This is a genomic window from Pseudomonas sp. E1MeOHC2, from assembly GCF_058745025.1.
In genome coordinates, this window is record NZ_CP196675.1 from 312,882 (window position 1) to 337,360 (window position 24,479).

Annotated in this window: 20 protein-coding genes; 7 read left to right on the plus strand and 13 right to left on the minus strand. The window is 62.9% G+C overall.

What is annotated here, in order from left to right; genetic code table 11:
* Nucleotides 1–109 precede the first annotated feature (109 nt).
* The gene (gene zapE / locus ACSSU5_RS01340; protein ID WP_492560442.1) at nucleotides 110–1,195 is read left to right on the plus strand and encodes a cell division protein ZapE; all 1,086 of its coding nucleotides are present in this window, start codon (nucleotides 110–112) and stop codon (nucleotides 1,193–1,195) included.
* Nucleotides 1,196–1,298: 103 nt separating this feature from the next.
* On the opposite strand, the gene ACSSU5_RS01345 is transcribed toward zapE, so the two are convergent.
* Nucleotides 1,299–3,188, minus strand: a complete 1,890-nt coding sequence (locus ACSSU5_RS01345; protein WP_492560443.1) for a propionyl-CoA synthetase — start codon at nucleotides 3,186–3,188, stop codon at nucleotides 1,299–1,301.
* Nucleotides 3,189–3,368: 180 nt separating this feature from the next.
* Between ACSSU5_RS01345 and ACSSU5_RS01350 the strand changes: the two genes are divergently transcribed.
* Nucleotides 3,369–4,235 (plus strand): LysR family transcriptional regulator, encoded by an 867-nt coding sequence (locus tag ACSSU5_RS01350; protein WP_264312615.1) that lies wholly within the window; start codon nucleotides 3,369–3,371, stop codon nucleotides 4,233–4,235.
* On the opposite strand, the gene ACSSU5_RS01355 is transcribed toward ACSSU5_RS01350, so the two are convergent.
* The 5 genes from ACSSU5_RS01355 to ACSSU5_RS01375 all read right to left on the minus strand — a co-directional run bounded on the left by ACSSU5_RS01355 (nucleotide 4,209) and on the right by ACSSU5_RS01375 (nucleotide 8,277).
* Entirely contained in the window at nucleotides 4,209–5,366 is a 1,158-nt protein-coding gene (locus ACSSU5_RS01355) for an HPP family protein (protein ID WP_492560444.1), read from the minus strand. The genes ACSSU5_RS01350 and ACSSU5_RS01355 overlap by 27 nt on opposite strands.
* Before the next feature lie 303 nt (nucleotides 5,367–5,669).
* Complete coding sequence (locus tag ACSSU5_RS01360) at nucleotides 5,670–6,989, minus strand: ATP-binding protein (protein ID WP_264312613.1); 1,320 nt, start codon at nucleotides 6,987–6,989, stop codon at nucleotides 5,670–5,672.
* The gene (locus tag ACSSU5_RS01365; protein WP_264312612.1) at nucleotides 6,986–7,654 is read right to left on the minus strand and encodes a response regulator transcription factor; all 669 of its coding nucleotides are present in this window, start codon (nucleotides 7,652–7,654) and stop codon (nucleotides 6,986–6,988) included. Before ACSSU5_RS01365 ends, ACSSU5_RS01360 begins: the two co-directional genes overlap by 4 nt.
* A complete protein-coding gene (locus ACSSU5_RS01370; RefSeq protein ID WP_264312611.1) occupies nucleotides 7,655–7,969 on the minus strand; it encodes a PepSY domain-containing protein in 315 nt (104 codons plus the stop codon). It abuts the gene before it with no gap.
* A complete protein-coding gene (locus ACSSU5_RS01375; protein ID WP_264312610.1) occupies nucleotides 7,969–8,277 on the minus strand; it encodes a PepSY domain-containing protein in 309 nt (102 codons plus the stop codon). Before ACSSU5_RS01375 ends, ACSSU5_RS01370 begins: the two co-directional genes overlap by 1 nt.
* A gap of 134 nt (nucleotides 8,278–8,411) precedes the next feature.
* Here ACSSU5_RS01375 and queD point away from each other — a divergent pair, with 134 nt between their 5' ends.
* Nucleotides 8,412–8,768, plus strand: a complete 357-nt coding sequence (gene queD, locus ACSSU5_RS01380) for a 6-carboxytetrahydropterin synthase QueD (protein ID WP_033699061.1) — start codon at nucleotides 8,412–8,414, stop codon at nucleotides 8,766–8,768.
* A 118-nt stretch (nucleotides 8,769–8,886) separates the two neighbouring features.
* Here the strand turns inward: queD and ACSSU5_RS01385 are convergent, their stop codons facing one another.
* Complete coding sequence (locus ACSSU5_RS01385) at nucleotides 8,887–9,366, minus strand: DUF1289 domain-containing protein (protein ID WP_264313896.1); 480 nt, start codon at nucleotides 9,364–9,366, stop codon at nucleotides 8,887–8,889.
* Between the two features lie 404 nt (nucleotides 9,367–9,770).
* Between ACSSU5_RS01385 and acnB the strand changes: the two genes are divergently transcribed.
* A complete protein-coding gene (gene acnB / locus ACSSU5_RS01390) occupies nucleotides 9,771–12,380 on the plus strand; it encodes a bifunctional aconitate hydratase 2/2-methylisocitrate dehydratase (RefSeq protein WP_492561295.1) in 2,610 nt (869 codons plus the stop codon).
* 108 nt (nucleotides 12,381–12,488) lie between these two features.
* Here acnB and prpD read toward each other — a convergent pair whose 3' ends face one another.
* The 6 genes from prpD to ACSSU5_RS01420 all read right to left on the minus strand — a co-directional run bounded on the left by prpD (nucleotide 12,489) and on the right by ACSSU5_RS01420 (nucleotide 21,086).
* Nucleotides 12,489–13,973, minus strand: coding sequence for a 2-methylcitrate dehydratase (gene prpD, locus ACSSU5_RS01395; protein ID WP_492560445.1), 1,485 nt, complete (start codon nucleotides 13,971–13,973; stop codon nucleotides 12,489–12,491).
* Between the two features lie 69 nt (nucleotides 13,974–14,042).
* Complete coding sequence (prpF, locus tag ACSSU5_RS01400) at nucleotides 14,043–15,233, minus strand: 2-methylaconitate cis-trans isomerase PrpF (RefSeq protein ID WP_264312608.1); 1,191 nt, start codon at nucleotides 15,231–15,233, stop codon at nucleotides 14,043–14,045.
* Nucleotides 15,234–15,437: 204 nt separating this feature from the next.
* On the minus strand, nucleotides 15,438–18,026 hold the full coding sequence (gene acnD / locus ACSSU5_RS01405; protein WP_264313894.1) for a Fe/S-dependent 2-methylisocitrate dehydratase AcnD: 2,589 nt from the start codon (nucleotides 18,024–18,026) through the stop codon (nucleotides 15,438–15,440).
* 162 nt (nucleotides 18,027–18,188) lie between these two features.
* Complete coding sequence (gene prpC / locus ACSSU5_RS01410; protein ID WP_492560446.1) at nucleotides 18,189–19,316, minus strand: bifunctional 2-methylcitrate synthase/citrate synthase; 1,128 nt, start codon at nucleotides 19,314–19,316, stop codon at nucleotides 18,189–18,191.
* A gap of 166 nt (nucleotides 19,317–19,482) precedes the next feature.
* A complete protein-coding gene (gene prpB / locus ACSSU5_RS01415) occupies nucleotides 19,483–20,373 on the minus strand; it encodes a methylisocitrate lyase (RefSeq protein WP_264312606.1) in 891 nt (296 codons plus the stop codon).
* Nucleotides 20,370–21,086: a GntR family transcriptional regulator gene (locus ACSSU5_RS01420; protein WP_027593922.1), complete on the minus strand. Its 717-nt coding sequence runs from the start codon at nucleotides 21,084–21,086 to the stop codon at nucleotides 20,370–20,372. The genes prpB and ACSSU5_RS01420 overlap by 4 nt, the downstream gene beginning before the upstream one ends.
* Before the next feature lie 293 nt (nucleotides 21,087–21,379).
* On the opposite strand from ACSSU5_RS01420, the gene rloA reads away from it, so the two are divergent.
* The 3 genes from rloA to ACSSU5_RS01435 are packed head-to-tail and all read left to right on the plus strand — an operon-like array spanning nucleotide 21,380 to nucleotide 24,437.
* A complete protein-coding gene (gene rloA, locus ACSSU5_RS01425) occupies nucleotides 21,380–21,916 on the plus strand; it encodes a retropepsin-like aspartic peptidase RloA (RefSeq protein WP_027593923.1) in 537 nt (178 codons plus the stop codon).
* Nucleotides 21,917–21,921: 5 nt separating this feature from the next.
* Complete coding sequence (rloB, locus tag ACSSU5_RS01430; protein WP_264312605.1) at nucleotides 21,922–23,457, plus strand: osmotic stress tolerance membrane protein RloB; 1,536 nt, start codon at nucleotides 21,922–21,924, stop codon at nucleotides 23,455–23,457.
* The gene (locus ACSSU5_RS01435; RefSeq protein WP_264312604.1) at nucleotides 23,457–24,437 is read left to right on the plus strand and encodes an alpha-L-glutamate ligase-like protein; all 981 of its coding nucleotides are present in this window, start codon (nucleotides 23,457–23,459) and stop codon (nucleotides 24,435–24,437) included. The genes rloB and ACSSU5_RS01435 overlap by 1 nt, the downstream gene beginning before the upstream one ends.
* The last annotated feature ends 42 nt before the right edge of the window (nucleotides 24,438–24,479 follow it).

Sequence of the window (24,479 nt, forward strand, 5' to 3'; positions counted from 1 at the left end):
CCGACCTATCTCGTCAGGCGATCATTGCCCCCTGCTTTCTCTATTGGTCAAAATGGCGCCCCTCGCGCAAGCTGCGCCCTGCACCGCCATCGACCAAGGAGCTATCGATTTGCCTGCCTGGATCCCTACCCCGCTGCGTCAGCTCGGCCAGCGCCTGCGCGCAAGCACTGCCCCCGAGAGCGAATTGCTGGCCTGGTTCGAAGACAAGGCCAGCAGCCGTGGCTATCAGCTCAGTGACGGCCAGCGCCGGGTCATCCAGTGCATGGCCGAGCAATTGGCGCAGCTTGATCAGGGGCAACCGCGCAGCCTGTACCTGTACGGCTCAGTCGGTCGTGGCAAAAGCTGGCTGCTCGACGGTTTTTTCCAGGCCGTACCGGTAGAGGCCAAGCGGCGCCTGCACTTCCATGATTTCTTTGCCCGCCTGCACCAGGGCATGCACCGCCACCGGGCGCTGGACGACGCGCTGGGGGCAACCCTGGACGAGTTGCTGGGCCAGTGCCGGGTACTGTGTTTCGACGAATTCCATGTGCATGACATTGGTGATGCCATGCTGCTCACCCGGCTGTTCACCGCGCTGTTCGAGCGTGGGGTATTCCTGTTGGTGACGTCGAACTACGCACCTGAAGGGCTGCTGCCCAACCCGCTGTACCACGAACGTTTTCTGCCAGTGATCCGCCTGATCAAGGGGCGGATGCAAGTACTGGAAGTTGGCGGCGACACTGACTTTCGCAGCCTGCCGGCCAACCGCGAGCACCAGCGGTTCACCCAGGGGCACTATGTGTGGCCCGGCACTGCCCAGCAACGACAGGCGCTGAATGTACCGAGTGCGCAGCCGACCACCCTGGACATCAATAAACGCAGCCTGCGCGCACTGGCCCATGAGGGCCGGCAGTTAATGTTCGCCTTCGATGACCTGTGCGAGCAGCCAACCGCTGTGATTGATTACCTGGCGCTGGCGGCGCAGTACGATGCGTGGATCATCGATGGGCTGGACGACTTGTCGGAATGTTCGCTGGCGGCGCAACAGCGGTTCGTGAACCTGGTGGATGTGCTGTATGACCAGGACAAACAGGTGACAGTGATCGGGCGACGGCCGCTGGACGAGAGCCTGGGCGGGGCGATTGCCGACCTGATGCGCACCCGCAGCCGGTTGGGGCAGTTGCATCAGGTGGGGCCTGAGTACATTATTGGCTGAACTGGCGCATTCGCGGGGCAAGCCCGCTCCCACAGAACCTGAAAACCGAGGGATTCCTGTCGGAGCGGGCATGCCCCGCGAAAGGGCCATCAATGCCACCCAATCAGCCCGCCCGTGGCAGGTCCGCCAACACCGCCTCGATCTCCCCCAGCACCGCCGGATCATCCAAGGTCGACGGCGGCACATAATCCTGCCCATCGGCAATCTTGCGCAGCACCGCCCGCAGAATTTTCCCCGACCGGGTCTTGGGCAACCGCTTGACCAACCGCACCCGGTTGAAACACGCCAGCGCGCCGATTTCCTCGCGCACACTGCCCACCAGGTCCACCAGCAGCTGCGATTCGGCAATGCCCTCGCCATCCTTGAGCACCACCAGTGCCAGCGGTACCTGGCCCTTGATATCGTCATGCACGCCGATGACCGCGCACTCGGCCACCGCCCGGTGACGCGCCACCAGGTCTTCCATCTCACCGGTGGACAGGCGATGCCCGGAAACGTTGATCACATCATCCGTGCGCCCCATGATGTAGACGAAGCCGTCATCGTCCAGGTAGCCACCATCGCCGGTGTGGTAATAGCCGGGGTAGGTGCGCAGGTACGCCTGCAGGTAGCGCTCGTGATCCCCCCACAGCGTCTGGCTGCAACCAGGCGGCAACGGCAGCGCGATCACAATCGAACCCTGGTGGTTCGGCCCCAGCAAATGGCCATCATCGTCCAGCACACGCACGTTGTACCCCGGCACTGCACGGTTGCTTGAACCCGGTCGCGCCGCGCTACCCTCCAGCCCGACGCAGGGCGCAGTGACCGGCCAGCCGGTCTCGGTCTGCCACCAATGATCGTGCACCGGCTTGCCGCTGACCCGCTCCAGCCATTCATGGGTACTCGAATCGAGTTTTTCCCCGGCCAGGAACACCTGACGCAGCGAGCTCAGGTCGTGCCCTTTGATCCGCTCACCGTCCGGGTCTTCCTTGCGGATCGCACGCATGGCGGTCGGCGCGCAGAACAACGCGTTAACCTTGTACTGCTCGACCACGCGCCAGTAGGCGGAGGCGTCTGGGGTGCGTATCGGCTTGCCTTCGTAAAACACGGTGGTGCAGCCACTCATCAACGGCCCGTAGACGATCAGCGAATGGCCGACCACCCAGCCCACGTCGGAAATACCCCACCACACATCGCCTGCCTGCATGCCATAGATGTGGCGCATGGCATAGCACAGGGCGACCGCGTTGCCGCCGTTTTCACGCACAATGCCCTTGGGCTTTCCGGTGGTGCCGGAGGTGTACATGATGTACAGCGGGTCACCGGCATCCAGCTCGACAGGGGCGACCGGCTCGGCCGTTGCCAGCGCCTGCAGCCAGTCCAGGTCACGGCCTGGCTGCAGTTGGGCGCGGGCCTGGGGCCGTTGCAGTACCAGCACATTGCGGGGCTGGTGACGGGCCAGTTGCAGGGCGCGATCGACCAACGGCTTGTATTCGATCACCCGGTCGAATTCCAAGCCACAGGAGGCAGTAAGCAGCAACGTGGGCCGGGCATCATCGATGCGCAAGGCCAGCTCGTTGGCGGCAAAACCGCCAAACACCACCGAATGCACCGCGCCAATCCGCGCGCACGCCAGCATGGCCATGGCGGCCTGAGGCACCATGGGCATGTAGATGATCACCCCGTCCCCTTTGCTCACCCCCAACTGCCGCAGCAGGCCCGCTAGGCGTGCCACCTCATCGCGCAACTGGCGGTAGGTGTACGTCTGTTGCTGACCGGTCACAGGCGAGTCATAGATCAGCGCCAACTGCTCGCCACGGCCCTGCTCGATCTGGTGGTCGAGGGCCAGGTGGCAGCTGTTCAGGCGGCCGTCGGCAAACCAGCGGTGGGTGCCGTCAGGGTTTTCCTGCAGGGTCAGGGAAGGTTTGCGATGCCAGGCCAGGTGCGCGGCCTGTTCGGCCCAGAAAGCGGCAGGGTCGGCGATGGAATGGGCGTAGCTGTGCTGATAAGTCATGTCGAAGAGAACCCGGTACTTGTTGTTATTGAAGGGCGAAACTTGAGTATGGACCGCCACGCCGGGCCCGCCATGGGACTAAAGTCACAACCGACCTGCAAATTTGCAGACAACGCGAATACGCCCCATAACAGTGCAAATTCTCTAGAATAGGCCTCCCCTTCAGCCACAGAGCAGCCCATGGATATCGATCAGGCCCGTACCTTTCTGGAAATCGTGCGCTGCGGCAGCCTGGTCGCCGCCGCCGAACGCCTGTTCGTGTCACAGACTGCGATCACAGCACGGGTGCAGCGCCTGGAACAGCAACTGGGCTGTCAGCTGTTCGTGCGCAGCCGCAACGGCGCCAGCTTGACCAGCGATGGCGAGGCCTTCGTCAGTTATGCCAACCAGCTGGTGCAGACCTGGGAAGCGGCACGCCGCGACCTGCCGCTGCCCGAAGGTTGCCAGCAAGTGCTGCATGTTGGCGGCGAAGTGAGCCTGGGTAACCCGATGATGCTCGACTGGGTCAGTGCGCTGCACCGGGAGCTGCCCAGCCATGCCATCCGCAGCGAGGTGAGCGATGGCGAATCGCTGCTGCGCAAGGTCGAAATGGGCCTGCTGGACGCTGCGCTGGTCTATCAGCCGACCTACGGCCCAGGCTTGCAGGTTGAGCAGTTGATGGAGGAGAAGCTCATCCGGGTGCGCCGGGTCGACCAACCAGATCCGTACATCTACATCGACTGGGGAGAGGCATTCCGCCGCCAGCACGACGCCGCCCTGCCCGACTGCGCACGCCCGGCACTGAGTTTCAACCTCGGCCCGCTCGCCCTGCAGTTCATCCTCGACCAAGGCGGCAGTGGCTACTTCCGCACCCGCGTGGTGCAGGCCTACCTGGACAACGGTGTCTTCGAGCGGGTGCCCCAGGCGCCGGAATTCACCTACCCGACGTTCCTGGTGTACCCACGCAAGCGCGACAGCGAAGCGCTGCAACAGGCGTTCGCGATACTGCGCCGGCTGGTGGCCGCCGGCGCCAGCGATTGGTCACAGCGCTGGGACCCGGTTATCTGAGGCGTTGCCAGCGGCACTGAGCAACTGGCGCTTGAGCCCAGCGATCAGATCGGTCTGGGTGATCACCCCGACCAGCTTGCCACTGTCGAGTACCGGCAGGCAGTGCAGCCCTTGTTCACACAGCAGTGGCAACAGGCGCTCCAGCGGGTGCTGACTGCCGACACTGATCACCCGTCGGCTCATCACCTGCTCCATGCGCACCGCCTTGCGCCGCAACAGGCCGCGCCAACGGAACTGCCCCCGCTGCATGGCCGGCCCGACCAAGTCGCTGAGGCTGACGATGCCCACCAGCTTGCCGTTTTGCAGCACCGGCAGGGTTTTCAGGTGATGGCTGGCCAGCATTTTCCACGCCTGCTCCAGGGTGGTGTCCGGTGACGCGAACTGCACATCGCGGGACATCACGGATGCCGCGGTGATACCGCCAAGGCTGCGTTTCAGGGCATGCTGTTCGGTGGCAAGGATGATGCGTTCCAGTTCGTCGCGGGTGACATCGACGAACTCGCCCAATTCTTCAAGCGCCTGGTCCAGGTCGGCGCCGCTGACCCCGACACGCTCGCTGGGCAGCGGGTCATGGGTGTGATGCAACTCTTTGCGTGGGGCAACGCCCTTGGGGTAGCGCACGCCGGTCAGGCGGTTGTAGATCACCGCCACCGCCACCAGGATCAACGCATTGAGCAGCACCGGCTCCAGCAAATGATCACCCAGCGCCGTCAGCCCCGAGTCGGCCAGCACCGCGCTCACCGCTACACCACCGCCTGGCGGGTGCAGGCAGCGCAGCAGGCACATCACCAGCACCGAGATCGCCAGGGCCGCAGCAGCCACCCACAGCTCAGGCCCGAAGCCCTGACGCATGGCCAGGCCGACGGCACCCGCCACGGCGTAACTGCCCAGCACGGGCCAAGGCTGGGCCAAAGGCCCCGAATGCACGGCAAACACCAGCACTGCCGAGGCAGCCAAGGGGCCCAGAAGATGCAAGGCGATGCCAGGGCCGTAGGCCATGCTGGTGAGCCAGCCGGCCAGGAACAGGCCGAGCAAGGCACCCGCTCCAGCACGCAGCCATTCTTTGGGGGGAATATTCAGGGGTGCGGGCAACAGCCGCTGCAGACGACTTTCGGAACGCGAGGCAGGCATGTGAATAATCGAAATCGTGGTTTTACTGTTTAAAAAGAAAGCCCAGCCGAGCTGGCCTGGGCCCTGTATTGCCAAAGCAATAACGCAAGGGGCTCCGTCCGTGGAGAGATGGAAACTGGGAAGTTTCGTGAGGGGATTGTGCCGGGCCGGGTTGGCGAGGGCCAATTCAAAAAAATGCCGCTGTACTGCAATTTTTTTGCAGTGGTGATCTGGTCATGGGGCCACTGCGCGTCGCTCTATGACTCACGGCAATTTTGTGGGGGCGGCCTTGCACCGCGAAAGGGGCGCAAAGCGGCCCCGGCATTATCTAGCCCTGCGCGGCAAGTCGATGCTGACCCGCAACCCGCCCAATGGGCTCTGAAGCAGTGTCAGCCGCCCGCCCCAGGCCTCGACGATATCGCGCACGATGCCCAGCCCCAGGCCATGCCCATCGACCTGCTCATCCAGCCGCGACCCCCGCTCCAACACCTGCAGGCGCTGGCTTTCAGGAATGCCGGGGCCGTCGTCGTCAACCCACAACTGATAACCCGCGTCGCTCGGCGCAATCCCAAGGCGCACTTCGCTGTCGGCCCATTTACAGGCGTTGTCCAGCAAATTGCCCAGCAACTCCAGCACGTCTTCGCGGTCCCACGGCAGCAGCAGCCCAGGCGGCACGTCCCGCGCCAGCAACAGGCCTTCGCCATGGATCATCCCCAACGTGCCCAAAAGTCCTGGCAATTCGGCGTCGCAGTCGAACTGGGCACCGGGCAAAGCGTCACCGGCCAGGCGAGCCCGATTGAGTTCGCGCGCCAGGCGCTGCTGAATCTGCTCAAGCTGTGCGCGCATTTGCTCGCGCACGTCGGGCAGGCCTTTCAAACGCTCGCTGGACGCCAGGCTCAGCAATACCGCCAACGGCGTCTTCAGCGCATGGCCAAGGTTGCCCAGGGCATTGCGCGAGCGGCGCAGGCTGTCTTCGGTGTGGCTCAGCAAATGGTTGATCTGCCCCACCAGCGGCGCCAGCTCTACAGGGACTTCGGCGTCCAGCTGCGAGCGCTGGCCCTGTTGCAACTGGGCAATCTGCTGACGGGCACGCTCCAGCGGGCGCAACGAGCGCTTCACCGTGATGCGCTGGAGCACCAGCACCAGTATCAACGCCACCAGCCCCATGCCCAGGCCGATCTGCTGCATGCGCCGGAAGCCTTCGCGTACGGGTGAGTAATCCTGCGCCACGCTGATCGAGATGTCCTGCCCCAAGCGTCGATAGTCGGCACGCAGCGCCAGCAGTTGCTGCCCCTCAGGGCCTAGTTCGTGGCTATCAGACAGCCCAGGCGCAGCCGGCTTGGGCATGTCCAGGTCCCACAGCGAACGTGAGCGCCAGGTACCTTGGTCAAAATCGATGCGAAAGTAATAACCGGAAAACGGCCGCTGGTAGGCAGCGGAAATGCGTCGCTCGTCCAGCTGCAACCCGGAAGGGCCGCGCACCAGGGCCACCAGCAGGTTCTCGCTTTCCTTGCGCAAGCCGTTTTCCAGGTAGCGCTGCAGGCCGGCCTCGAACAACCACAAGGTGAGTTGCGCAAGCACCACGCCGACCACCACCAGCACCGCCACCAGGCCCAGGCTCAAACGCGCCTGGATCGACTTCACTCGACGCTCCCGGCGTACAGGTAGCCCTGCCCCCGGCGGGTCTCGATCACACTGCGGCCCAACTTGCGGCGCAGGTGATTGACGTGCACTTCAAGGACATTGGAATCCCGCTCGGTCTCGCCATCGTAGAGGTGTTCGGCCAGGTGGCTTTTGGAGAGGATCTGCTGGGGATGCAACATGAAATAACGCAACAACCGAAACTCGGCAGCGGTCAGCTGGATATCGACCCCATCGCGGCGCACGCATTGGCGGCTTTCATCCAGGTGCAGGCCGGCAGCTTCCAGAGTGGGTTGATTGGCCAGGCCGCGCGCACGGCGCAGCAAGGCCTGGATGCGCAACTGCAGCTCTTCCGGGTGGAAGGGTTTGCTCAGGTAATCGTCGGCGCCGGCCTTCAGGCCCTCGATGCGTTCGGCCCAGGAACCGCGCGCCGTCAGCACCAGCACCGGCGTGGCCAGGCCGCCTGTGCGCCACTGGGCCAGCACGTCCAACCCCGGCAAACCTGGCAGGCCGAGGTCCAGGATAATCAGGTCGTAGGGTTCGCTCTGGCCCTGGTACACCGCATCGCGGCCATCGGCCAGCCAGTCCACGGCATAGCCCTGGCGCTGCAGACCGGCGATCAGTTCATCGGCCAGCGGCACATTGTCCTCGACAAGCAACAGGCGCATTCAGTCGTCTTCCTCGTCTTTGAGCAGGGCACCGGTACTGGCGTCGAGCTTGATTTCACGTACCACCCCTTCGGCGGTCAGCAACTCGACTTCATATTCGTAGCGATCGTCGTCTTGTTCCAGCTCGGCTTCCAGCAAACGCGCCCCGGGGTAACGCCCCAGGGCGGTTTCCAGCAGCTGTTCGAGCGGCAGGATGACGCCTTTCTGGCGCAATGCCAGGGCTTCATCCTGATCGAGGTCACGGGCAGCCGCCAGGGAACAGACGGCCAGCAGCGAAAGCGCCAAATATCGTGCCGGCCGCGGTAAGTGGATCATCAGCTGTCTCGCGCGTCCTTGAGTACTTCACCGGTCTTGGCATCCAGGTCGACGTCCCACTCGACGTTCTGCGCATCGCGCAGCTCGACCTTGTAGATGTAGCGGCCGTATTCGTCTTCGAGCTCCGAATCGGTCACGGTGGCACCTGGGTGCTTGGCCACGGCGGTGGCTTTGAGCTCATCCAGCGACTTGATGGTTTTGGCGTTGACCAGTTTGACCACTTCGTCGGGCTGAACGTCCTTGGCGAAAGCGGCATTGGCGCCCAGGGCAAGGGCGGCAGCGGTGAACAGGGCAGTCAAGGTTTTCATCGTGTCTTCTCTCCTGAGAAATGTTCAAGTTGTCTACGGGGTTAAGATTACCCAGCGGTCCTTAATTCAACCTGAAAACAGCTGGCGCCATGATAAACTGCGCGCATTATTGATTCATACAGAGTTCTGACAGCGTGGAAATTTTCAAAGAGTTCACATTCGAATCGGCCCACCGCCTGCCCCACGTCCCAGCCGGGCACAAATGCGGTCGCCTGCATGGCCATTCGTTCAAGGTCGGCCTGCACCTGACCGGCCCACTTGATCCGCACACCGGGTGGATTCGCGACTTTTCCGAAATCAAGGCGATCTTCAAGCCGATCTACGAGCAGTTGGACCACAACTACCTCAATGACATTCCAGGGCTTGAAAACCCCACCAGCGAAGTGATCGCCAAGTGGATCTGGGAGCAGGTCAAGCCGCTGCTGCCAGAGCTGTCCAAGGTGCGCATTCATGAAACCTGCACCAGCGGGTGTGAGTATACCGGGGACTAATCCGGTAGCTTCACCGGCCTCTTCGCGGGCAAGCCCGCTCCCACAGGATTACCGCACGTCTTGAGGGCTGCGTATTAACTGTGGGAGCGGGCTTGCCCGCGAAGAGGCCAGTGAAATATCAACCCTGCCCATTCTCCAGGGCATCGCGCAAGAAGCTTGGGGCGATATAGCGCTGGTAATGCGCCTCGGACAGCAAAAAGAACTCCCGGTCGATCGCATCACGCAATTGCGGCAGCTCCCAGCCACGAAACTCGGGCAGCAAGACCATGCCGTAAGCCTCCAGATCGCGGATCATCCGTGCCCCACGGGCGATCAACTGGTAGGCCCAGCAGTACTCCGACTGTTGTTCCACAAAGCGGATGGAACGCTGCTCCAATTGCAGGCGCAGCAGGCTTTTGTCGAAGACTTCCAGCTTGGCCATCATCACTTGCACCAGCAACTGCTCCAGACGCAGCCACACGGCGCGCTTCTGATCGTCGTCGTAGCCGTTCCAGTTGATCACTTCGTGGTGAAAACGCTTGCAGCCACGGCATACCGTGTCTCCGTAGACGGTGGAGCACAGGCCGACGCAAGGGGTCTTGATGGACTTGTTGGACATGAAAAACAACGGCTTGGCGGTGGAACACGGGCCCATGTTAGCCCTTTGTCTAACCAGGGTCACTCGTTAAAGTCATCTTCGCCGCCTTACCTTCGGGCTTTTTTTGCCGTAGAATCACACCGCCTTTTCAAGGCAACAATGTCCGTTGGAAGCTGTTTTCAAAGCGTCACGAGCACAGTTAATCCGGTAGAACGGCGTTGGCCCGGGCCATGCACCCTCGCATGCCCGCGCCAGCCCTCATCAGCTCCCCGTTCTGCAGGCGTAAAACTTTGAAAGCAGCTTCTGTAAGGATTCTCTGCGACCCTGGCTGGGCGGCCCAAGAAGCCGTGATTGCGCATGGGTGCATTGAATGCTGGATGAGCGTCCCGGACTCCCTTTAGGGACCACTGATGAGGGTAATAACTGTGCTTGAAGCCTACCGCAAACACATCGAAGAGCGTGCCGCCCTGGGTATCGTGCCCCAGCCGCTGAACGCCGAACAAACTGCAGGCCTGGTCGAGCTGCTGAAAAACCCGCCGGCCGGCGAAGAAGCCTTCCTCGTAGACCTGATCACCAACCGCGTTCCACCAGGGGTGGACGAAGCTGCCTATGTCAAGGCCGCTTTCCTCTCCGCCGTGGCCAAGGGCGAAGCCAAATCCCCGCTGATCGACCGCAAGCTCGCCACCGAGCTGCTGGGCACCATGCAGGGCGGCTACAACATCGAGACGCTGGTCGCGCTGCTGGATGACGCCGAACTGGGCGCCGTCGCGGCCGAAAAGCTCAAGCACACCCTGCTGATGTTCGATGCCTTCCACGACGTGGCCGAAAAAGCCAAGGCGGGCAACGTCCACGCCAAGGCCGTGCTGGAGTCCTGGGCTGCCGGTGAGTGGTTCACCTCGCGTCCGGCCATCGCCGACAAGTACACCCTGACCGTGTTCAAGGTGCCTGGCGAAACCAACACCGACGACCTGTCCCCTGCCCCGGACGCCTGGTCGCGCCCTGACATCCCGCTGCACGCCCTGGCCATGCTGAAAATGGCCCGCGACGGCATCGAGCCACAGCAGCCAGGTTCGGTCGGCCCACTGGCCCAGATCGAAGCGGTCAAGGCCAAAGGCTTCCCGGTCGCCTACGTCGGTGACGTGGTCGGTACCGGTTCGTCGCGTAAATCCGCCACCAACTCGGTGCTGTGGTTCTTCGGTGACGACATTCCGTACGTGCCGAACAAGCGCGCCGGCGGTTTCTGCTTCGGCACCAAGATCGCCCCGATCTTCTACAACACCATGGAAGACGCCGGCGCCCTGCCGATCGAATTCGACTGCACCAACCTGGGCATGGGCGACGTCATCGACGTGTACCCGTACAAAGGTGAAGTGCGCCGTCACGGCAGCGACGAGCTGGTCACCAACTTCGCGCTGAAAACCGAAGTACTGCTGGACGAAGTCCGCGCTGGCGGCCGTATCCCGCTGATCGTCGGCCGTGGCCTGACCGAAAAAGCCCGTGCCGAACTGGGCCTGGGTGCTTCCGACCTGTTCAAAAAACCAGAGCAGCCAGCTGAGTCCGACAAGGGCTTCACCCTGGCGCAGAAGATGGTCGGCCGTGCTTGCGGTCTGCCAGAAGGCCAGGGCGTACGCCCAGGTGCCTACTGCGAGCCGAAGATGACCACCGTCGGTTCCCAGGACACCACTGGCCCGATGACCCGTGACGAGCTGAAAGACCTGGCGTGCCTGGGCTTCTCCGCTGACCTGGTGATGCAGTCGTTCTGCCACACCGCGGCTTATCCGAAGCCGATCGACGTCACCACCCACCACACCCTGCCAGACTTCATCCGCACCCGTGGCGGCGTGTCGCTGCGCCCAGGCGACGGCATCATCCACAGCTGGCTGAACCGCATGCTGATGCCTGACACCGTCGGCACCGGTGGCGACTCGCACACCCGCTTCCCGATCGGCATCTCGTTCCCGGCCGGTTCCGGCCTGGTGGCCTTCGCCGCCGCCACCGGCGTCATGCCGCTGGACATGCCAGAGTCGATCCTGGTGCGCTTCAAGGGCAAACTGCAACCTGGTATCACCCTGCGTGACCTGGTTCATGCCATCCCTTACTACGCCATCCAGAAGGGCTTGCTGACCGTCGAGAAGAAGGGCAAGAAAAACGCCTTCTCCGGCCGCATCCTGGAAATCGAAGGCCTGGACGAACTGACTGTCGAGCAAGCGTTCGAACTGTCCGACGCCTCGGCCGAGCGTTCCGCTGCCGGCTGCACCATCAAGCTGCCGGAAAAGGCCATCGCCGAGTACCTGACTTCCAACATCACCCTGCTGCGCTGGATGATCGGCGAAGGCTACGGCGATGCCCGTACCCTGGAGCGTCGCGCCCAGGCCATGGAAGCCTGGCTGGCCAAGCCTGAGCTGCTGTCGGCCGACGCCGATGCCGAATACGCCGAAATCATCGAAATCGACCTGGCCGACGTCAAAGAGCCTGTGCTCTGCGCGCCGAACGACCCGGACGATGCCCGCCTGCTGTCTTCGGTACAGGGCGAGAAGATCGACGAAGTGTTCATCGGTTCGTGCATGACCAACATCGGTCACTTCCGCGCTGCCGGTAAGCTGCTGGAGAAGGTCAAGGGCGGTATCCCAACCCGTCTGTGGCTGGCTCCGCCAACCAAGATGGACGCTCACCAACTGACCGAAGAAGGCTACTACGGCATCTACGGCAAGGCCGGTGCGCGCATGGAAATGCCAGGCTGCTCGCTGTGCATGGGTAACCAGGCACGTGTGCAGACCGGTTCGACCGTGGTTTCCACCTCGACCCGTAACTTCCCGAACCGTCTGGGCGACGCAACCAACGTGTACCTGGCATCGGCCGAGCTGGCCGCTGTCGCTTCGATCATCGGCAAACTGCCGACTGTCGAAGAGTACATGCAGTACGCGCAGGACATCGACAGCATGGCTGCCGACGTCTACCGCTACCTGAGCTTCGACCAGATCGCCGAGTTCCGCGAGGCTGCGGCCAACGCCAAGATCCCGGTTGTTCAGGCGTAATCAGCAGTAAGCTGTAAGAAAAAACCCCGGCAGAAATGCCGGGGTTTTTTTATGTTCTTTCGGGCCTTTTCGCGGGCAAGTCGGACCGCGAAGAGAAGCGCATTAACCTCAAATCACGAACAAATCCACAAACCTGTGCACCGCCGTCGATTCCAGCTTTTGCTGATCCTCGCACAGCTCGAAAATCTCCACACACCGCTGCCGTGCAAACCGTGTCGCCAGGTTCTCCCTGAACTTCGCCTCCAGCAACGGTATGCCCTCCCCCCGCCGGCGCCGGTGCCCGACTGGGTACTCCACCACCACCTGCTCGGTACTGCCGCCATCTTTGAAGAACACCTGCAGACCGTTGGCAATCGAGCGTTTGTCGGCCTCCAGGTATTCACGGGTGAAGCGCGGGTCCTCGACCACCTCCATCTTGTCGCGCAAGCGGTCGATGCTCGGATGGGCAGCGTGAAAAACGTCCTCGTAATGCTCGGCCACCAGGTGGCCAAAAATCAGCGGCACCGCCACCATGTATTGCAGGCAATGATCGCGGTCGGCAGCATTGGCCAGCGGGCCGACCTTGGAGATGATGCGAATGGCCGACTCCTGGGTGGTGATGACAATACGGTCCACCTCGTGCAGGCGATTGCGCACCTGCGGGTGCAGCAGGACGGCCGCCTCACAGGCAGTCTGGGCATGAAACTCGGCCGCAAAACTGACCTTGAACAGCACGTTCTCCATCACATAGCTGGCCAGAGGCTGCGGCAGACGCAACTCCTGCTGGGCGGAGGGTTTAAGCGCCAGATCCTTGTTGGTATGGCTGAATGACACGTCGTAAAAACCCCACTGTGGTGCAGTCAGCACACCGGGCACACCCATCTCGCCACGCAGCGCGATATCGGCCAGGCGCACACCCCGGCTCGACGCATCACCGGCAGCCCAGGACTTGCGCGAGCCCGCATTGGGCGCATGGCGGTAAGTGCGCAGCGCCTGGCCATCGACGAAGGCATGGGACAACGCCGAGAGCAGTTGCTCGCGGTTGGCGCCCATCAGCTTGGCGCACACCGCCGTGGACGCCACCTTGACCAGTATCACGTGGTCCAGGCCGACGCGATTGAAGGAGTTCTCCAGCGCCAGCACACCCTGAATCTCGTGAGCCATGATCATGGCTTCGAGCACTTCGCGCATCAGCAGTGGGCTTTCACCTCTTGCCACGTGTTTTTGTGACAGGTGATCGGCCACGGCCAGAATGCCGCCCAGGTTATCCGAGGGGTGGGCCCACTCGGCGGCCAACCAGGTGTCGTTGTAGTCCAGCCAGCGCACGGTGCAACCGATATCCCAGGCAGCCTTGACCGGGTCCAGGCGGTAGGCGGTGCCGGGCACACGGGCGCCGTTGGGCACCACGGTGCCTTCCACCAGCGGGCCGAGGTGTTTGGTGCATTCGGGGAAGCGCAGGGCCAGCAGGCCGCAGCCAAGGGTGTCCATCAGGCAGTTGCGCGCGGTGTCCAGCGCCTCGGATGATTCAACCCGGTAGCTGAGGACATAGTCGGCGAGGGTTTGCAGCACCCGGTCGTAATCCGGGCGGTCGTTCAGGTCCACGTTGGCGCTCATCATCTGCTCCCTTCAGAAGTACTGGGGCTGCTTTGCAGCCCCCTCTTGAAGCCGAGCGCCAGTGGTGCGTCAGAAGCTATCGCCAGGCACCCTCACCCAGCCTTCCATCAACACGCGAGCACTGCGGCTCATGATTGCCTTGGTCACCGTCCATTCGCCCTTCGCCAGACGCGCCTCGGCGCCAACCCGCAAGGTGCCGGAAGGATGACCGAAGCGCACGGCACTGCGCTCGCCCCCGCCTGCGGCGAGGTTGACCAGCGTGCCCGGAACGGCGGCAGCGGTACCGATGGCCACTGCGGCAGTGCCCATCATTGCGTGGTGCAGCTTGCCCATGGACAGCGCACGCACCAGCAGGTCGATGTCAGCCGCCGCGACAGCTTTGCCACTGGACGCAGTGTAGGCGCTCGGCGGCGCGACGAAGGCCACTTTCGGTGTGTGCTGACGCCCGGCCGCCTGATCGACATGCTCGATCAGCCCCATGCGCACGGCGCCATAGGCGCGAATGGTCTCGAACCGCAGCAACGCTTGCGGATCGCCGTTGATCGCGTCCTGCAGTTCGGTACCGGTGTAGCCGATGTCGCTGGCATTGATGAAGATGGTCGGGATCCCTGCATTGATCAGGGTCGCCTTGAAGGTGCCAACGCCGGGCACTTCCAGGTCATCCACCAGGTTACCGGTGGGGAACATCGACCCGCCGTCGCCCTCTTCATCGGCCGCCGGGTCGAGAAACTCCAGCTGAACCTCGGCGGCCGGGAAGGTGACGCCGTCGAGTTCGAAATCACCGGTTTCCTGGACTTCGCCCTCTGTGATCGGCACATGGGCGATGATGGTCTTGCCGATGTTGGCCTGCCAGATACGCACGGTGGCGATGCCATTGCGCGGCAGACGCGAAGGGTCGACCAGGCCGCTGCTGATGGCGAACGAGCCAACTGCGGCGGAGAGGTTGCCGCAGTTACCGCTCCAGTCGACAAAGGCCTTGTCGATGCTGACCTGACCGAAGAGGTAGTCGACATCGTGCTCGGGCTTGATGCTGCGCGAGAGGATCACCGTCTTGCTGGTGCTTGAGGTGGCGCCGCCCATGCCGTCGATCTGCTTGCCGTAAGGGTCGGGACTGCCGATGACCCGCAGCAGCAGCGCATCGCGGGCGGGGCCAGGGATCTGCGCCTGCTCGGGCAGGTCGTCGAGGCGGAAGAATACGCCTTTGCTGGTACCGCCGCGGATGTAGGTGGCGGGGATCTTGATTTGTGGTGCGTGTGCCATAGCTGTGCTGTCCTGTCTGAAAATACACCAACCCTTGGGGCCGCTGCGCGGCCCATTCGCGGGGCAAGCCCGCTCCCACAGATGCAGCGCAGGCCTGCAATACAACAGCAAACCTCCCACAGATGCAGCACAGGGATGCAATACAACAGCAAACCTGTGGGAGCGGGCTTGCCCCGCGAATGGGCTGCGCAGCAGCCCCAGCCGTTAAGCGGATGCTTCGAGGAAATCCTGGGCAAAGCGCTGCAGCACCCCGCCTGCCTCGTAAATCGACACTTCCTCGGCGGTATCCAGGCGGCACGTCACGGGCACTTCCAGCCGCTCACCGTTACGGCGCGTCACCACCAGGGTCAGGGTTGCACGTGGCGTGCGCTGGCCCAGCACATCGTAGGTTTCACTGCCATCGAGCGCCAACGTGTTGCGGTCCGTACCCGGCTTGAACTCAAGCGGCAGCACACCCATGCCCACCAGGTTGGTGCGGTGAATCCGCTCGAAGCCTTCCGCGACGATCGCCTCGACACCCGCCAGGCGCACGCCCTTGGCCGCCCAGTCACGCGACGAGCCCTGGCCGTAGTCGGCACCGGCGACGATGATCAGTGGCTGCTTGCGCTCCATGTAGGTCTCGATCGCCTCCCACATGCGGGTCACTTTGCCTTCCGGCTCAATGCGCGCCAGCGAGCCCTGCTGCACGCTGCCATCTTCCTTGCGCACCATTTCGTTGAACAGCTTGGGGTTGGCGAACGTGGCGCGCTGGGCGGTCAGGTGGTCGCCACGGTGGGTGGCGTAGGAGTTGAAGTCCTCTTCCGGCAGGCCCATTTTTGCCAGGTACTCACCCGCCGCGCTGTCCATCATGATGGCGTTGGAAGGCGACAGATGATCAGTGGTGATGTTGTCCGGCAGCACCGCCAGCGGGCGCATGCCACGCAGGGTGCGCTCGCCGGCCAGGGCACCTTCCCAGTACGGCGGACGGCGGATGTAGGTGCTCATCGGGCGCCATTCGTACAGCGGCGCGACCTTCGGCCCGCGGTCCTCCTCGATGGCGAACATCGGGATGTAGACCTTACGGAACTGCTCCGGTTTGACCGAGGCACGCACTACGGCGTCAATCTCTTCATCGCTCGGCCAGATATCCTTGAGGCGGATCTCCTTGCCGTCAACCACGCCTAGCACGTCTTTTTCGATATCGAAACGGATGGTCCCGGCGATGGCGTAGGCCACCACCAGCGGTGGCGAGGCCAGGAAGGCCTGCTTGGCGTAAGGATGGATGCGCCCGTCGAAGTTGCGGTTACCCGACAACACGGCAGTGGCATACAGGTCACGGTCGACGATCTCTTGCTGAATCACCGGGTCCAGCGCACCGGACATGCCGTTGCAGGTGGTGCAGGCGAAGGCGACGATGCCAAAGCCCAATTGCTCCAGCTCTGCCTCCAGCCCTGCTTCTTCCAGGTACAGCTGCACGGCCTTGGAACCTGGCGCGAGCGAGGACTTGACCCAGGGTTTGCGTGCCAGGCCAAGCTTGTTGGCATTGCGCGCCAGCAGGCCTGCGGCGATCACGTTGCGCGGGTTGCTGGTGTTGGTGCAGCTGGTGATGGCAGCGATGATGACTGCGCCGTCCGGCATTTGCCCCGGGACGTCTTCCCAGGCCCCGGCGATCCCCTTGGCCGCCAGGTCGCTGGTGGCCACGCGGGCGTGCGGGTTGGACGGGCCGGCCATGTTGCGCACCACGCTCGTCAGGTCGAAGCTCAGGGTGCGCTCATAGACCGCACTGCTCAGGCTGTCGGCCCACAGGCCGGTGGCCTTGGCGTAGGTTTCTACCAGCTTGACCTGCTGCTCTTCACGACCGGTCAGCTTGAGGTAGTCGATGGTCTGCTGGTCGATGGCGAACATCGCCGCAGTGGCGCCATATTCAGGGGCCATGTTGGAGATGGTCGCACGGTCGCCCAGGGTCAGGGCGCGGGCGCCCTCGCCGTGGAACTCCAGGTAGGCGCCGACGACTTTCTGTTTACGCAAGAATTCGGTCAGGGCCAGCACCAGGTCGGTGGCGGTGATGTTCGGCGCCAGCTTGCCGGTCAGCTCGACGCCGACAATTTCCGGCAGGCGCATCCATGAGGCACGGCCGAGCATCACGTTTTCGGCTTCCAGGCCGCCAACACCGATGGCGATCACGCCCAGTGCATCAACGTGCGGAGTGTGGCTGTCGGTGCCGACACAGGTGTCCGGATAGGCCACGCCGCGCTCGCTGTAGATCACCGGTGACATCTTCTCCAGGTTGATCTGGTGCATGATGCCGTTGCCCGGCTGGATCACATCGACGTTCTTGAACGCCTTCTTGGTCCAGTTGATGAAATGGAAACGGTCTTCGTTGCGGCGATCTTCGATGGCACGGTTCTTCTCGAACGCCTGCGGGTCGAAACCGCCGCACTCGACGGCCAGGGAGTGGTCGACGATCAACTGCACCGGCACCACTGGGTTGACCTGGGCCGGATCGCCGCCTTTGTCGGCAATGGCGTCACGCAGGCCGGCGAGGTCAACCAGGGCGGTCTGGCCGAGGATGTCGTGGCACACCACACGCGCCGGAAACCAGGGGAAATCGAGATCGCGCTTGCGTTCGATCAGCTGGCCAAGGGAGGCGTCGAGGGTGCTCGGGTCGCAGCGGCGCACCAGGTTTTCGGCGAGCACGCGGGAGGTGTAGGGCAGGCCGTCGTAGGCGCCGGGCTTGATCGCCTCGACTGCCGCGCGGGCATCGAAGTAGTCCAGGTCGGTGCCTGGCAGGTGCTTGCGGAATGCGGTGTTCATCATGGAATCAGGCTCGGTCACAGGATTCGGAAGGTTGCTCCGCCCCAGTGGGAGCAGGCTTGCCCGCGAAGGCGTCAGCAGGTACACATCGGTTGCCCGGTCGGACGCCTTCGCGGGCAAGCCCGCTCCCACAAGGGAAACGGGTTGCCTCTCTAGATCTATTCAGCGCTGTTCGATCGGCACGAACTGGCGCTGTTCGACGCCGACATACTCGGCGCTCGGGCGGATGATGCGGTTGTTGGCACGCTGTTCGAACACGTGCGCCGCCCAGCCGGTCAGGCGCGAGCAGACAAAGATCGGGGTGAACAGCTTGGTCGGGATGCCCATGAAGTGGTACGCCGACGCGTGGTAGAAGTCCGCGTTGGGGAACAGGCGTTTCTGCTCCCACATGGTCTTGTCGATGGCTTCGGAAACCGGGTACAGGACCTTGTCGCCCACCTCGTCAGCCAGCTGCTTCGACCAGCCCTTGATCACCTCGTTGCGCGGGTCGGACTCTTTATAGATGGCATGGCCAAAGCCCATGATCTTGTCCTTGCGCTCCAGCATCCTGAGCAGTTCGGCCGTGGCTTCCTGCGGGTTCTGGAAGCGTTCGATCAGCTCCATCGCCGCTTCGTTGGCACCGCCGTGCAGCGGGCCGCGCAGCGAGCCGATGGCGGCGGTGACGCAGGAGTACAGGTCCGACAGGGTCGAAGCGCAAACACGGGCGGTGAAGGTCGAGGCGTTGAATTCGTGCTCGGCATAGAGGATCAGCGACACGTTCATCACCTTGACGTGCAATTCGCTCGGTTTCTTGCCGTGCAGCAGGTGCAGGAAATGCCCGCCGAGGGTGTCTTCATCGCCGGTGCAGTCGATGCGCACGCCATGGTGGGTGAAGCGGTACCAGTAGCACATCACGGCCGGGAACAGCGCCAGCAGGCGGTCGGTCTTGTCGTGCTGGGCGTCGAACGTCAGCTCAGGCTCCAGGGTACCCAGCACCGAACAGCCGGTACGCATCACGTCCATCGGGTGGGCGTCGCGCGGGATGCGCTCGAGCACTTCCTTAAGGGCTTGCGGCAGGTCACGCAGGCCCTTGAGCTTATGCTTGTACTCGGCCAGCTGTGCTTTGTTTGGCAGCTCGCCGTACAACAGCAGGTAGGCCACTTCTTCAAATTCAGCGCCGGCCGCCAGGTCACGGACGTCATAACCACGGTAGGTCAGGCCGGCACCGGCCTGGCCAACGGTCGACAGCGCAGTCTGGCCGGCCACCTGGCCACGCAGGCCTGCGCCACTGAGTACTTTTGCTTCGGCCATGGTGTTTCTCCTTTCTTGAATTTGTTATGGATTTCTTGCTGGCTAATTCGGTTTGCCTGTGCTGGCCTCTTCGCGGGGCAAGCCCGCTCCCACAGGGGTGCCTTGAACCTGCGCTATCCCTGTGGGAGCGGGCTTGCCCCGCGAAGAGGCCAGCACAGGCAATCACTCACCCTTTCTTCTGGGCAAACAACGCATCGAGGCTCTGCTCGAAGGCGTGGTACCCAATGGCATCGTAGAGCTCCATACGGGTCTGCATGGTATCGACCACGTTTTTCTGGGTGCCGTCACGACGCAGCGCGGTGTAGACATTCTCGGCCGCCTTGTTCATGGCGCGGAACGCCGACAGCGGGTACAGCACCAGCGACACATCGACCGACGCCAGCTCTTCGGTGGTGTACAGCGGCGTGGCGCCGAATTCGGTGATGTTGGCCAGGATCGGCGCTTTCACCCGATCGGCGAAGGTCTTGTACATCGAAAGCTCGGTGATGGCCTCCGGGAAGATCATGTCGGCGCCGGCCTCGACGCAGGCCGCGGCACGGTCCAGGGCAGCATTCAGGCCTTCGACGGCCAGCGCGTCGGTACGCGCCATGATCACGAAGCTGTCATCGGTACGGGCATCGACGGCCGCCTTGATGCGGTCAACCATTTCCTGCTGGGTGACGATTTCCTTGTTCGGGCGATGGCCGCAACGCTTGGCACCGACCTGGTCTTCGATGTGGATGGCGGCAGCGCCGAACTTGCTCATCGAGCGCACGGTACGCGCCACGTTGAACGCCGAGGCGCCAAACCCGGTGTCGACATCCACCAGCAGCGGCAGGTCGCAGACGTCGGTGATGCGGCGCACGTCGGTGAGCACATCATCCAGGCCGCTGATACCCAGGTCCGGCAAGCCCAGGGAGCCGGCGGCAACGCCGCCACCGGACAGGTAGATGGCCTTGAAGCCGGCGCGCTTGGCCAGCAGGGCATGGTTGGCGTTGATGGCGCCGACTACCTGCAAGGGATGTTCGGCGGCAACCGCGTCGCGGAAACGTTGGCCGGGCGTGCTCTTCACAGTCATGAATCACCTCGTGGGCTGTTGTCGTTGGCGTCCAGGTAGTGACGCTCGATGTTGCGTTTGGACGCGCCGATGTGGCGGCGCATCAGGAGTTCGGCCAATTCACCATCACGGTCGGCGATGGCATCGAGAATCCGGTGGTGCTCGGCAAACGCCTGGCGCGGCCGATTGGGCGTGGCGGAGAACTGGATGCGGTACATGCGCACCAATTGGTACAGCTCGCCGCAGAGCATCTTGACCAGGGTCTGGTTGCCGCTGCCCTGGATGATCCGGTAGTGGAAGTCGTAGTCGCCTTCCTGCTGGTAGTAACCGACACCGGCCTGGAACGCCGCATCGCGTTCATGGGTGTCGAGCACCCGGCGCAGCTCGTCGATATCGGCCTGGCTCATACGCTCGGCGGCCAGGCGGCAGGCCATGCCTTCGAGCGACTCGCGGATTTCGTACAGCTCGATCAGCTCGGCGTGGTTGAGCGACACCACCCGCGCCCCGACATGCGGCACGCGCACCAGCAGGCGCTGGCCCTCGAGGCGGTGGATGGCTTCACGCAGCGGCCCACGGCTGATGCCGTAGGTACGCGCCAGCTCCGGCTCGGAGATCTTGCTGCCTGGGGCGATATCGCCCTTGACGATGGCCGCCTGGATACGCCGAAAGACGTTTTCGGACAAGGTTTCCGTTTCGTCTGCCAACGCAGGGCTGGGAGTGGAAAGGTCCAGCATATTGTCGACACCCTGATATTCACATGGCCAGAAATTAGCTAATTAAGCGCCATCAGTCAAAGACAAAATCAATATTGTCGACAATCGTCTAATAACGAACTAACCCCGCCCTGCCGCTGTCAGATCGCGACGCGCTGGCGTCAAGACGTCGGCGTGATAGAATGCCGCGCCTCCGACGGAGTATGGATAGCGTGTCTGTCATCTATTCATGTTGTTGACAGATGAACGAGGAAGCTTGCGCAGTCGTTGCCAGTCGCCTTGCCCCGAACCCTGCACAGTACCGCGCCAGGATTATGAGACTTACACCCGTTTTATTGCTGCTATGCCTCACCCTGCTGCCGGCCATCGGCCAAGCGGCGGGCAAGACCGTGTACGGTCTCAACGAATACGCAAAGCTGGGCGATCTTGACCTTGAGGTGGCCGCCAAGCTCGACACCGGCGCCAAGACCGCCTCGCTCAGCGCCCGCGACATCAAACGCTTCAAGCGCAACGGCGAGAGCTGGGTGCGCTTCTACCTGGCCATCGATGCCGCCCACTCGCACCCGATCGAGCGCCCCCTCGCGCGCGTCAGCAAGATCAAGCGACGGGCAGGCGACTATGATGCCGAATCGGGCAAGGCCTACACCGCACGCCCAGTCATCGAACTCGAAATCTGCATGGGCCAAGCCCTGCGCACCATCGAAGTCAACCTCACCGACCGCAGCGCGTTCCAGTTCCCGCTGCTGATCGGTTCCGAGGCGCTCAAGCACTTCGACGCGCTGGTCGACCCAAGCCTTAAATACGCGGCCGGCAAACCTGCCTGTGCCACCGACGCTCCTAAAGCAGAGTAATCCCGATGCGCTCTCTTACCCTCCATCTGAAAGTCCTGATCACCGTCCTGGTGCTGCTGGGCGTGGCGGTCACGGCTTATCAGATCTTCTTCCTCGGCATCCCGGTGACCGAGGATGAAACCGACGACCTGTGGAATATCGACGCCAAGGTCGAGTTCGTGGCCAGCACCAAGGACCCGGTCAAGGTGCAGATGTTCGTGCCGCCGCTGAACCGCGACTACGTCAGCCTCAACGAGAGCTTCATCTCCAACAACTACGGGGTGAGCGTCAACCGTGCCGACGGCAACCGCAAGGTAACCTGGTCGGCACGCCGCGCCAGCGGTAACCAGACCCTCTACTACCGTCTGGTGCTGACCAAGCGCTACAGCAACGAAAAGACCACCATCAAGGGCCCGACCTTCCGTGACAGCCTGGCGGTCGAAGGCCCCGAGAAAATCGCCGCCGAAGCCCTGATGGCGCCGATCCGCCAGCATTCGGCCGACGTCGAGACCTTCGTCAGCGAGACCATCAAGCGGGTCAACAACCTCAACGACGACAACGTCAAGCTGCTGCTGGCCGGTGACACCTCGGCCATGAAAAAGGCCCAGGTCATCGACCTGCTGCTGTCCATCGCGCACGTGCCGATGGAGAAGGTCCACACCATCCGCCTGGTCGCCGATACCCCGCAGACCCCAGAATTGTGGCTGCGCAGCTTCAACGGCAACGACTGGCTGTACTTCAACCCGGACACCGGCGAGCAGGGCCTGCCCAGCGACCGCCTGCTGTGGTGGACCGGTGACGACAACCTGATCACCGTCGATGGCGGCAAGAAAGCCAATGTCACCTTCAGCATGAACAACAGCGAGATGAACGCCATCCGCCTGGCCAAGCTGACCGACGAGAACACCGACGCCGACTTCCTCGAATACTCCCTGTACGGGCTGCCGCTGCAGACCCAGCAGACCTTCATGATCATGGTGATGATCCCGATTGGCGTGCTGGTGATCCTGGTCCTGCGCAACCTGATCGGCCTGCAGACCCTGGGCACCTTCACCCCGGTACTGATCGCCCTGGCCTTCCGTGAGACCCAGCTAGGCTTCGGCATCGTGCTGTTCACGGTGATCACGGCGCTTGGCCTGTCACTGCGCTCCTACCTCGAACACCTCAAGCTGCAGATGCTGCCACGCCTGTCGGTGGTGCTGACCTTCGTGGTGGTGCTGATCGCCGCCATCAGCCTGTTCAGCCACAAACTGGGCCTGGAGCGCGGGCTGTCGGTGGCGCTGTTCCCGATGGTGATCCTGACCATGACCATCGAACGCCTGTCGATCACCTGGGAAGAGCGTGGCGGTGGCCATGCCATGAAAGTGGCCATCGGCACCCTGTTCGCAGCGTCCGTGGCGCACCTGCTGATGATGGTGCCGGAGCTGGTGTACTTCGTGTTTACCTTCCCGGCGGTGCTGCTGATTCTGGTGGGCTTCATGCTGGCGATGGGTCGCTACCGCGGCTACCGCCTGACCGAGCTCGTTCGCTTCAAGGCGTTCCTGAAGAAGGCTGATGCCTGATGTTCGGACTGATCAAGACCTGGAAAGCCCTGGAGGCCCGGGGCATCATGGGTATCAACCGGCGTAATGCGGACTATGTCCTGAAGTACAACAAGCGCCACCTGTACCCGATCGTCGACGACAAGATCATCACCAAGGAGCGTGCGCTCGCAGCCGGCATCCATGTGCCGGAAATGTACGGCATCATCGAGACCGAGAAGCAGATCGAGAAGCTCCACCAGATCATTGGCGGGCGCAGTGATTTCGTCATCAAGCCGGCGCAAGGCGCTGGCGGTGACGGCATCCTGGTGATCGCCGACCGTTTCGAGGACCGCTACCGTACGGTGTCGGGCAAGATCATCAGCCACGAAGAGATCGAGCACCAGATCTCGAGCATCCTTACCGGTCTGTACTCGCTGGGCGGCCACCGCGACCGGGCGCTGATCGAGTACCGGGTGACACCGGACCAGATCTTCAAGAGCATCAGCTACGAAGGCGTGCCGGACATCCGCATCATCGTGCTGATGGGCTACCCGGTCATGGCCATGCTGCGCCTGCCGACCCGCCAGTCGGGCGGCAAGGCCAACCTGCACCAAGGCGCCATCGGTGTGGGTGTCGACCTGGCCACCGGGGTGACGCTGCGTGGTACCTGGCTGAACAACATCATCAGCAAGCACCCGGACACCACCAACGCCGTGGACGGCGTGCAACTGCCGAACTGGGACGGCTTCATGAAGCTCGCGGCCGGCTGCTACGAGCTGTGCGGCTTGGGCTACATCGGTGTGGACATGGTACTGGACCAGGAAAAGGGCCCGCTGATCCTGGAACTCAATGCCCGCCCTGGCCTGAACATCCAGATTGCCAACGACTGCGGGCTGACCCAGCGCACCCATGCCATCGAGGCGCACATCGAGGCGCTGGCCAAAGATGGCGTGACCGAAGATGCCGAACAGCGCGTTCGTGTATCACAAGGGTTGTTCGGGCACGTGCATCCGCGCTGAGTCAGTAACGACGGGGCCGCTTCGCGAGCCATTCGCGGGGCA

Excerpts from the sequence above, each read along its gene's own strand:
- ACSSU5_RS01375 (WP_264312610.1), bottom strand. The coding sequence starts at position 8,277 with ATGAAAACCTTGACTGCCCTGTTCACCGCTGCCGCCCTTGCCCTGGGC.
- ACSSU5_RS01365 (WP_264312612.1), bottom strand. The coding sequence starts at position 7,654 with ATGCGCCTGTTGCTTGTCGAGGACAATGTGCCGCTGGCCGATGAACTG.
- ACSSU5_RS01420 (WP_027593922.1), bottom strand. The coding sequence starts at position 21,086 with ATGCTGGACCTTTCCACTCCCAGCCCTGCGTTGGCAGACGAAACGGAA.
- ACSSU5_RS01370 (WP_264312611.1), bottom strand. The coding sequence starts at position 7,969 with ATGATCCACTTACCGCGGCCGGCACGATATTTGGCGCTTTCGCTGCTG.
- prpB (WP_264312606.1), bottom strand. The coding sequence starts at position 20,373 with ATGACTGTGAAGAGCACGCCCGGCCAACGTTTCCGCGACGCGGTTGCC.
- rloB (WP_264312605.1), top strand. The coding sequence starts at position 21,922 with ATGCGCTCTCTTACCCTCCATCTGAAAGTCCTGATCACCGTCCTGGTG.
- prpD (WP_492560445.1), bottom strand. The coding sequence starts at position 13,973 with ATGAGCGCCAACGTGGACCTGAACGACCGCCCGGATTACGACCGGGTG.
- rloA (WP_027593923.1), top strand. The coding sequence starts at position 21,380 with ATGAGACTTACACCCGTTTTATTGCTGCTATGCCTCACCCTGCTGCCG.
- prpF (WP_264312608.1), bottom strand. The coding sequence starts at position 15,233 with ATGGCACACGCACCACAAATCAAGATCCCCGCCACCTACATCCGCGGC.
- ACSSU5_RS01435 (WP_264312604.1), top strand. The coding sequence starts at position 23,457 with ATGTTCGGACTGATCAAGACCTGGAAAGCCCTGGAGGCCCGGGGCATC.
- ACSSU5_RS01350 (WP_264312615.1), top strand. The coding sequence starts at position 3,369 with ATGGATATCGATCAGGCCCGTACCTTTCTGGAAATCGTGCGCTGCGGC.
- ACSSU5_RS01385 (WP_264313896.1), bottom strand. The coding sequence starts at position 9,366 with ATGTCCAACAAGTCCATCAAGACCCCTTGCGTCGGCCTGTGCTCCACC.
- ACSSU5_RS01355 (WP_492560444.1), bottom strand. The coding sequence starts at position 5,366 with ATGCCTGCCTCGCGTTCCGAAAGTCGTCTGCAGCGGCTGTTGCCCGCA.
- acnD (WP_264313894.1), bottom strand. The coding sequence starts at position 18,026 with ATGAACACCGCATTCCGCAAGCACCTGCCAGGCACCGACCTGGACTAC.
- ACSSU5_RS01345 (WP_492560443.1), bottom strand. The coding sequence starts at position 3,188 with ATGACTTATCAGCACAGCTACGCCCATTCCATCGCCGACCCTGCCGCT.
- prpC (WP_492560446.1), bottom strand. The coding sequence starts at position 19,316 with ATGGCCGAAGCAAAAGTACTCAGTGGCGCAGGCCTGCGTGGCCAGGTG.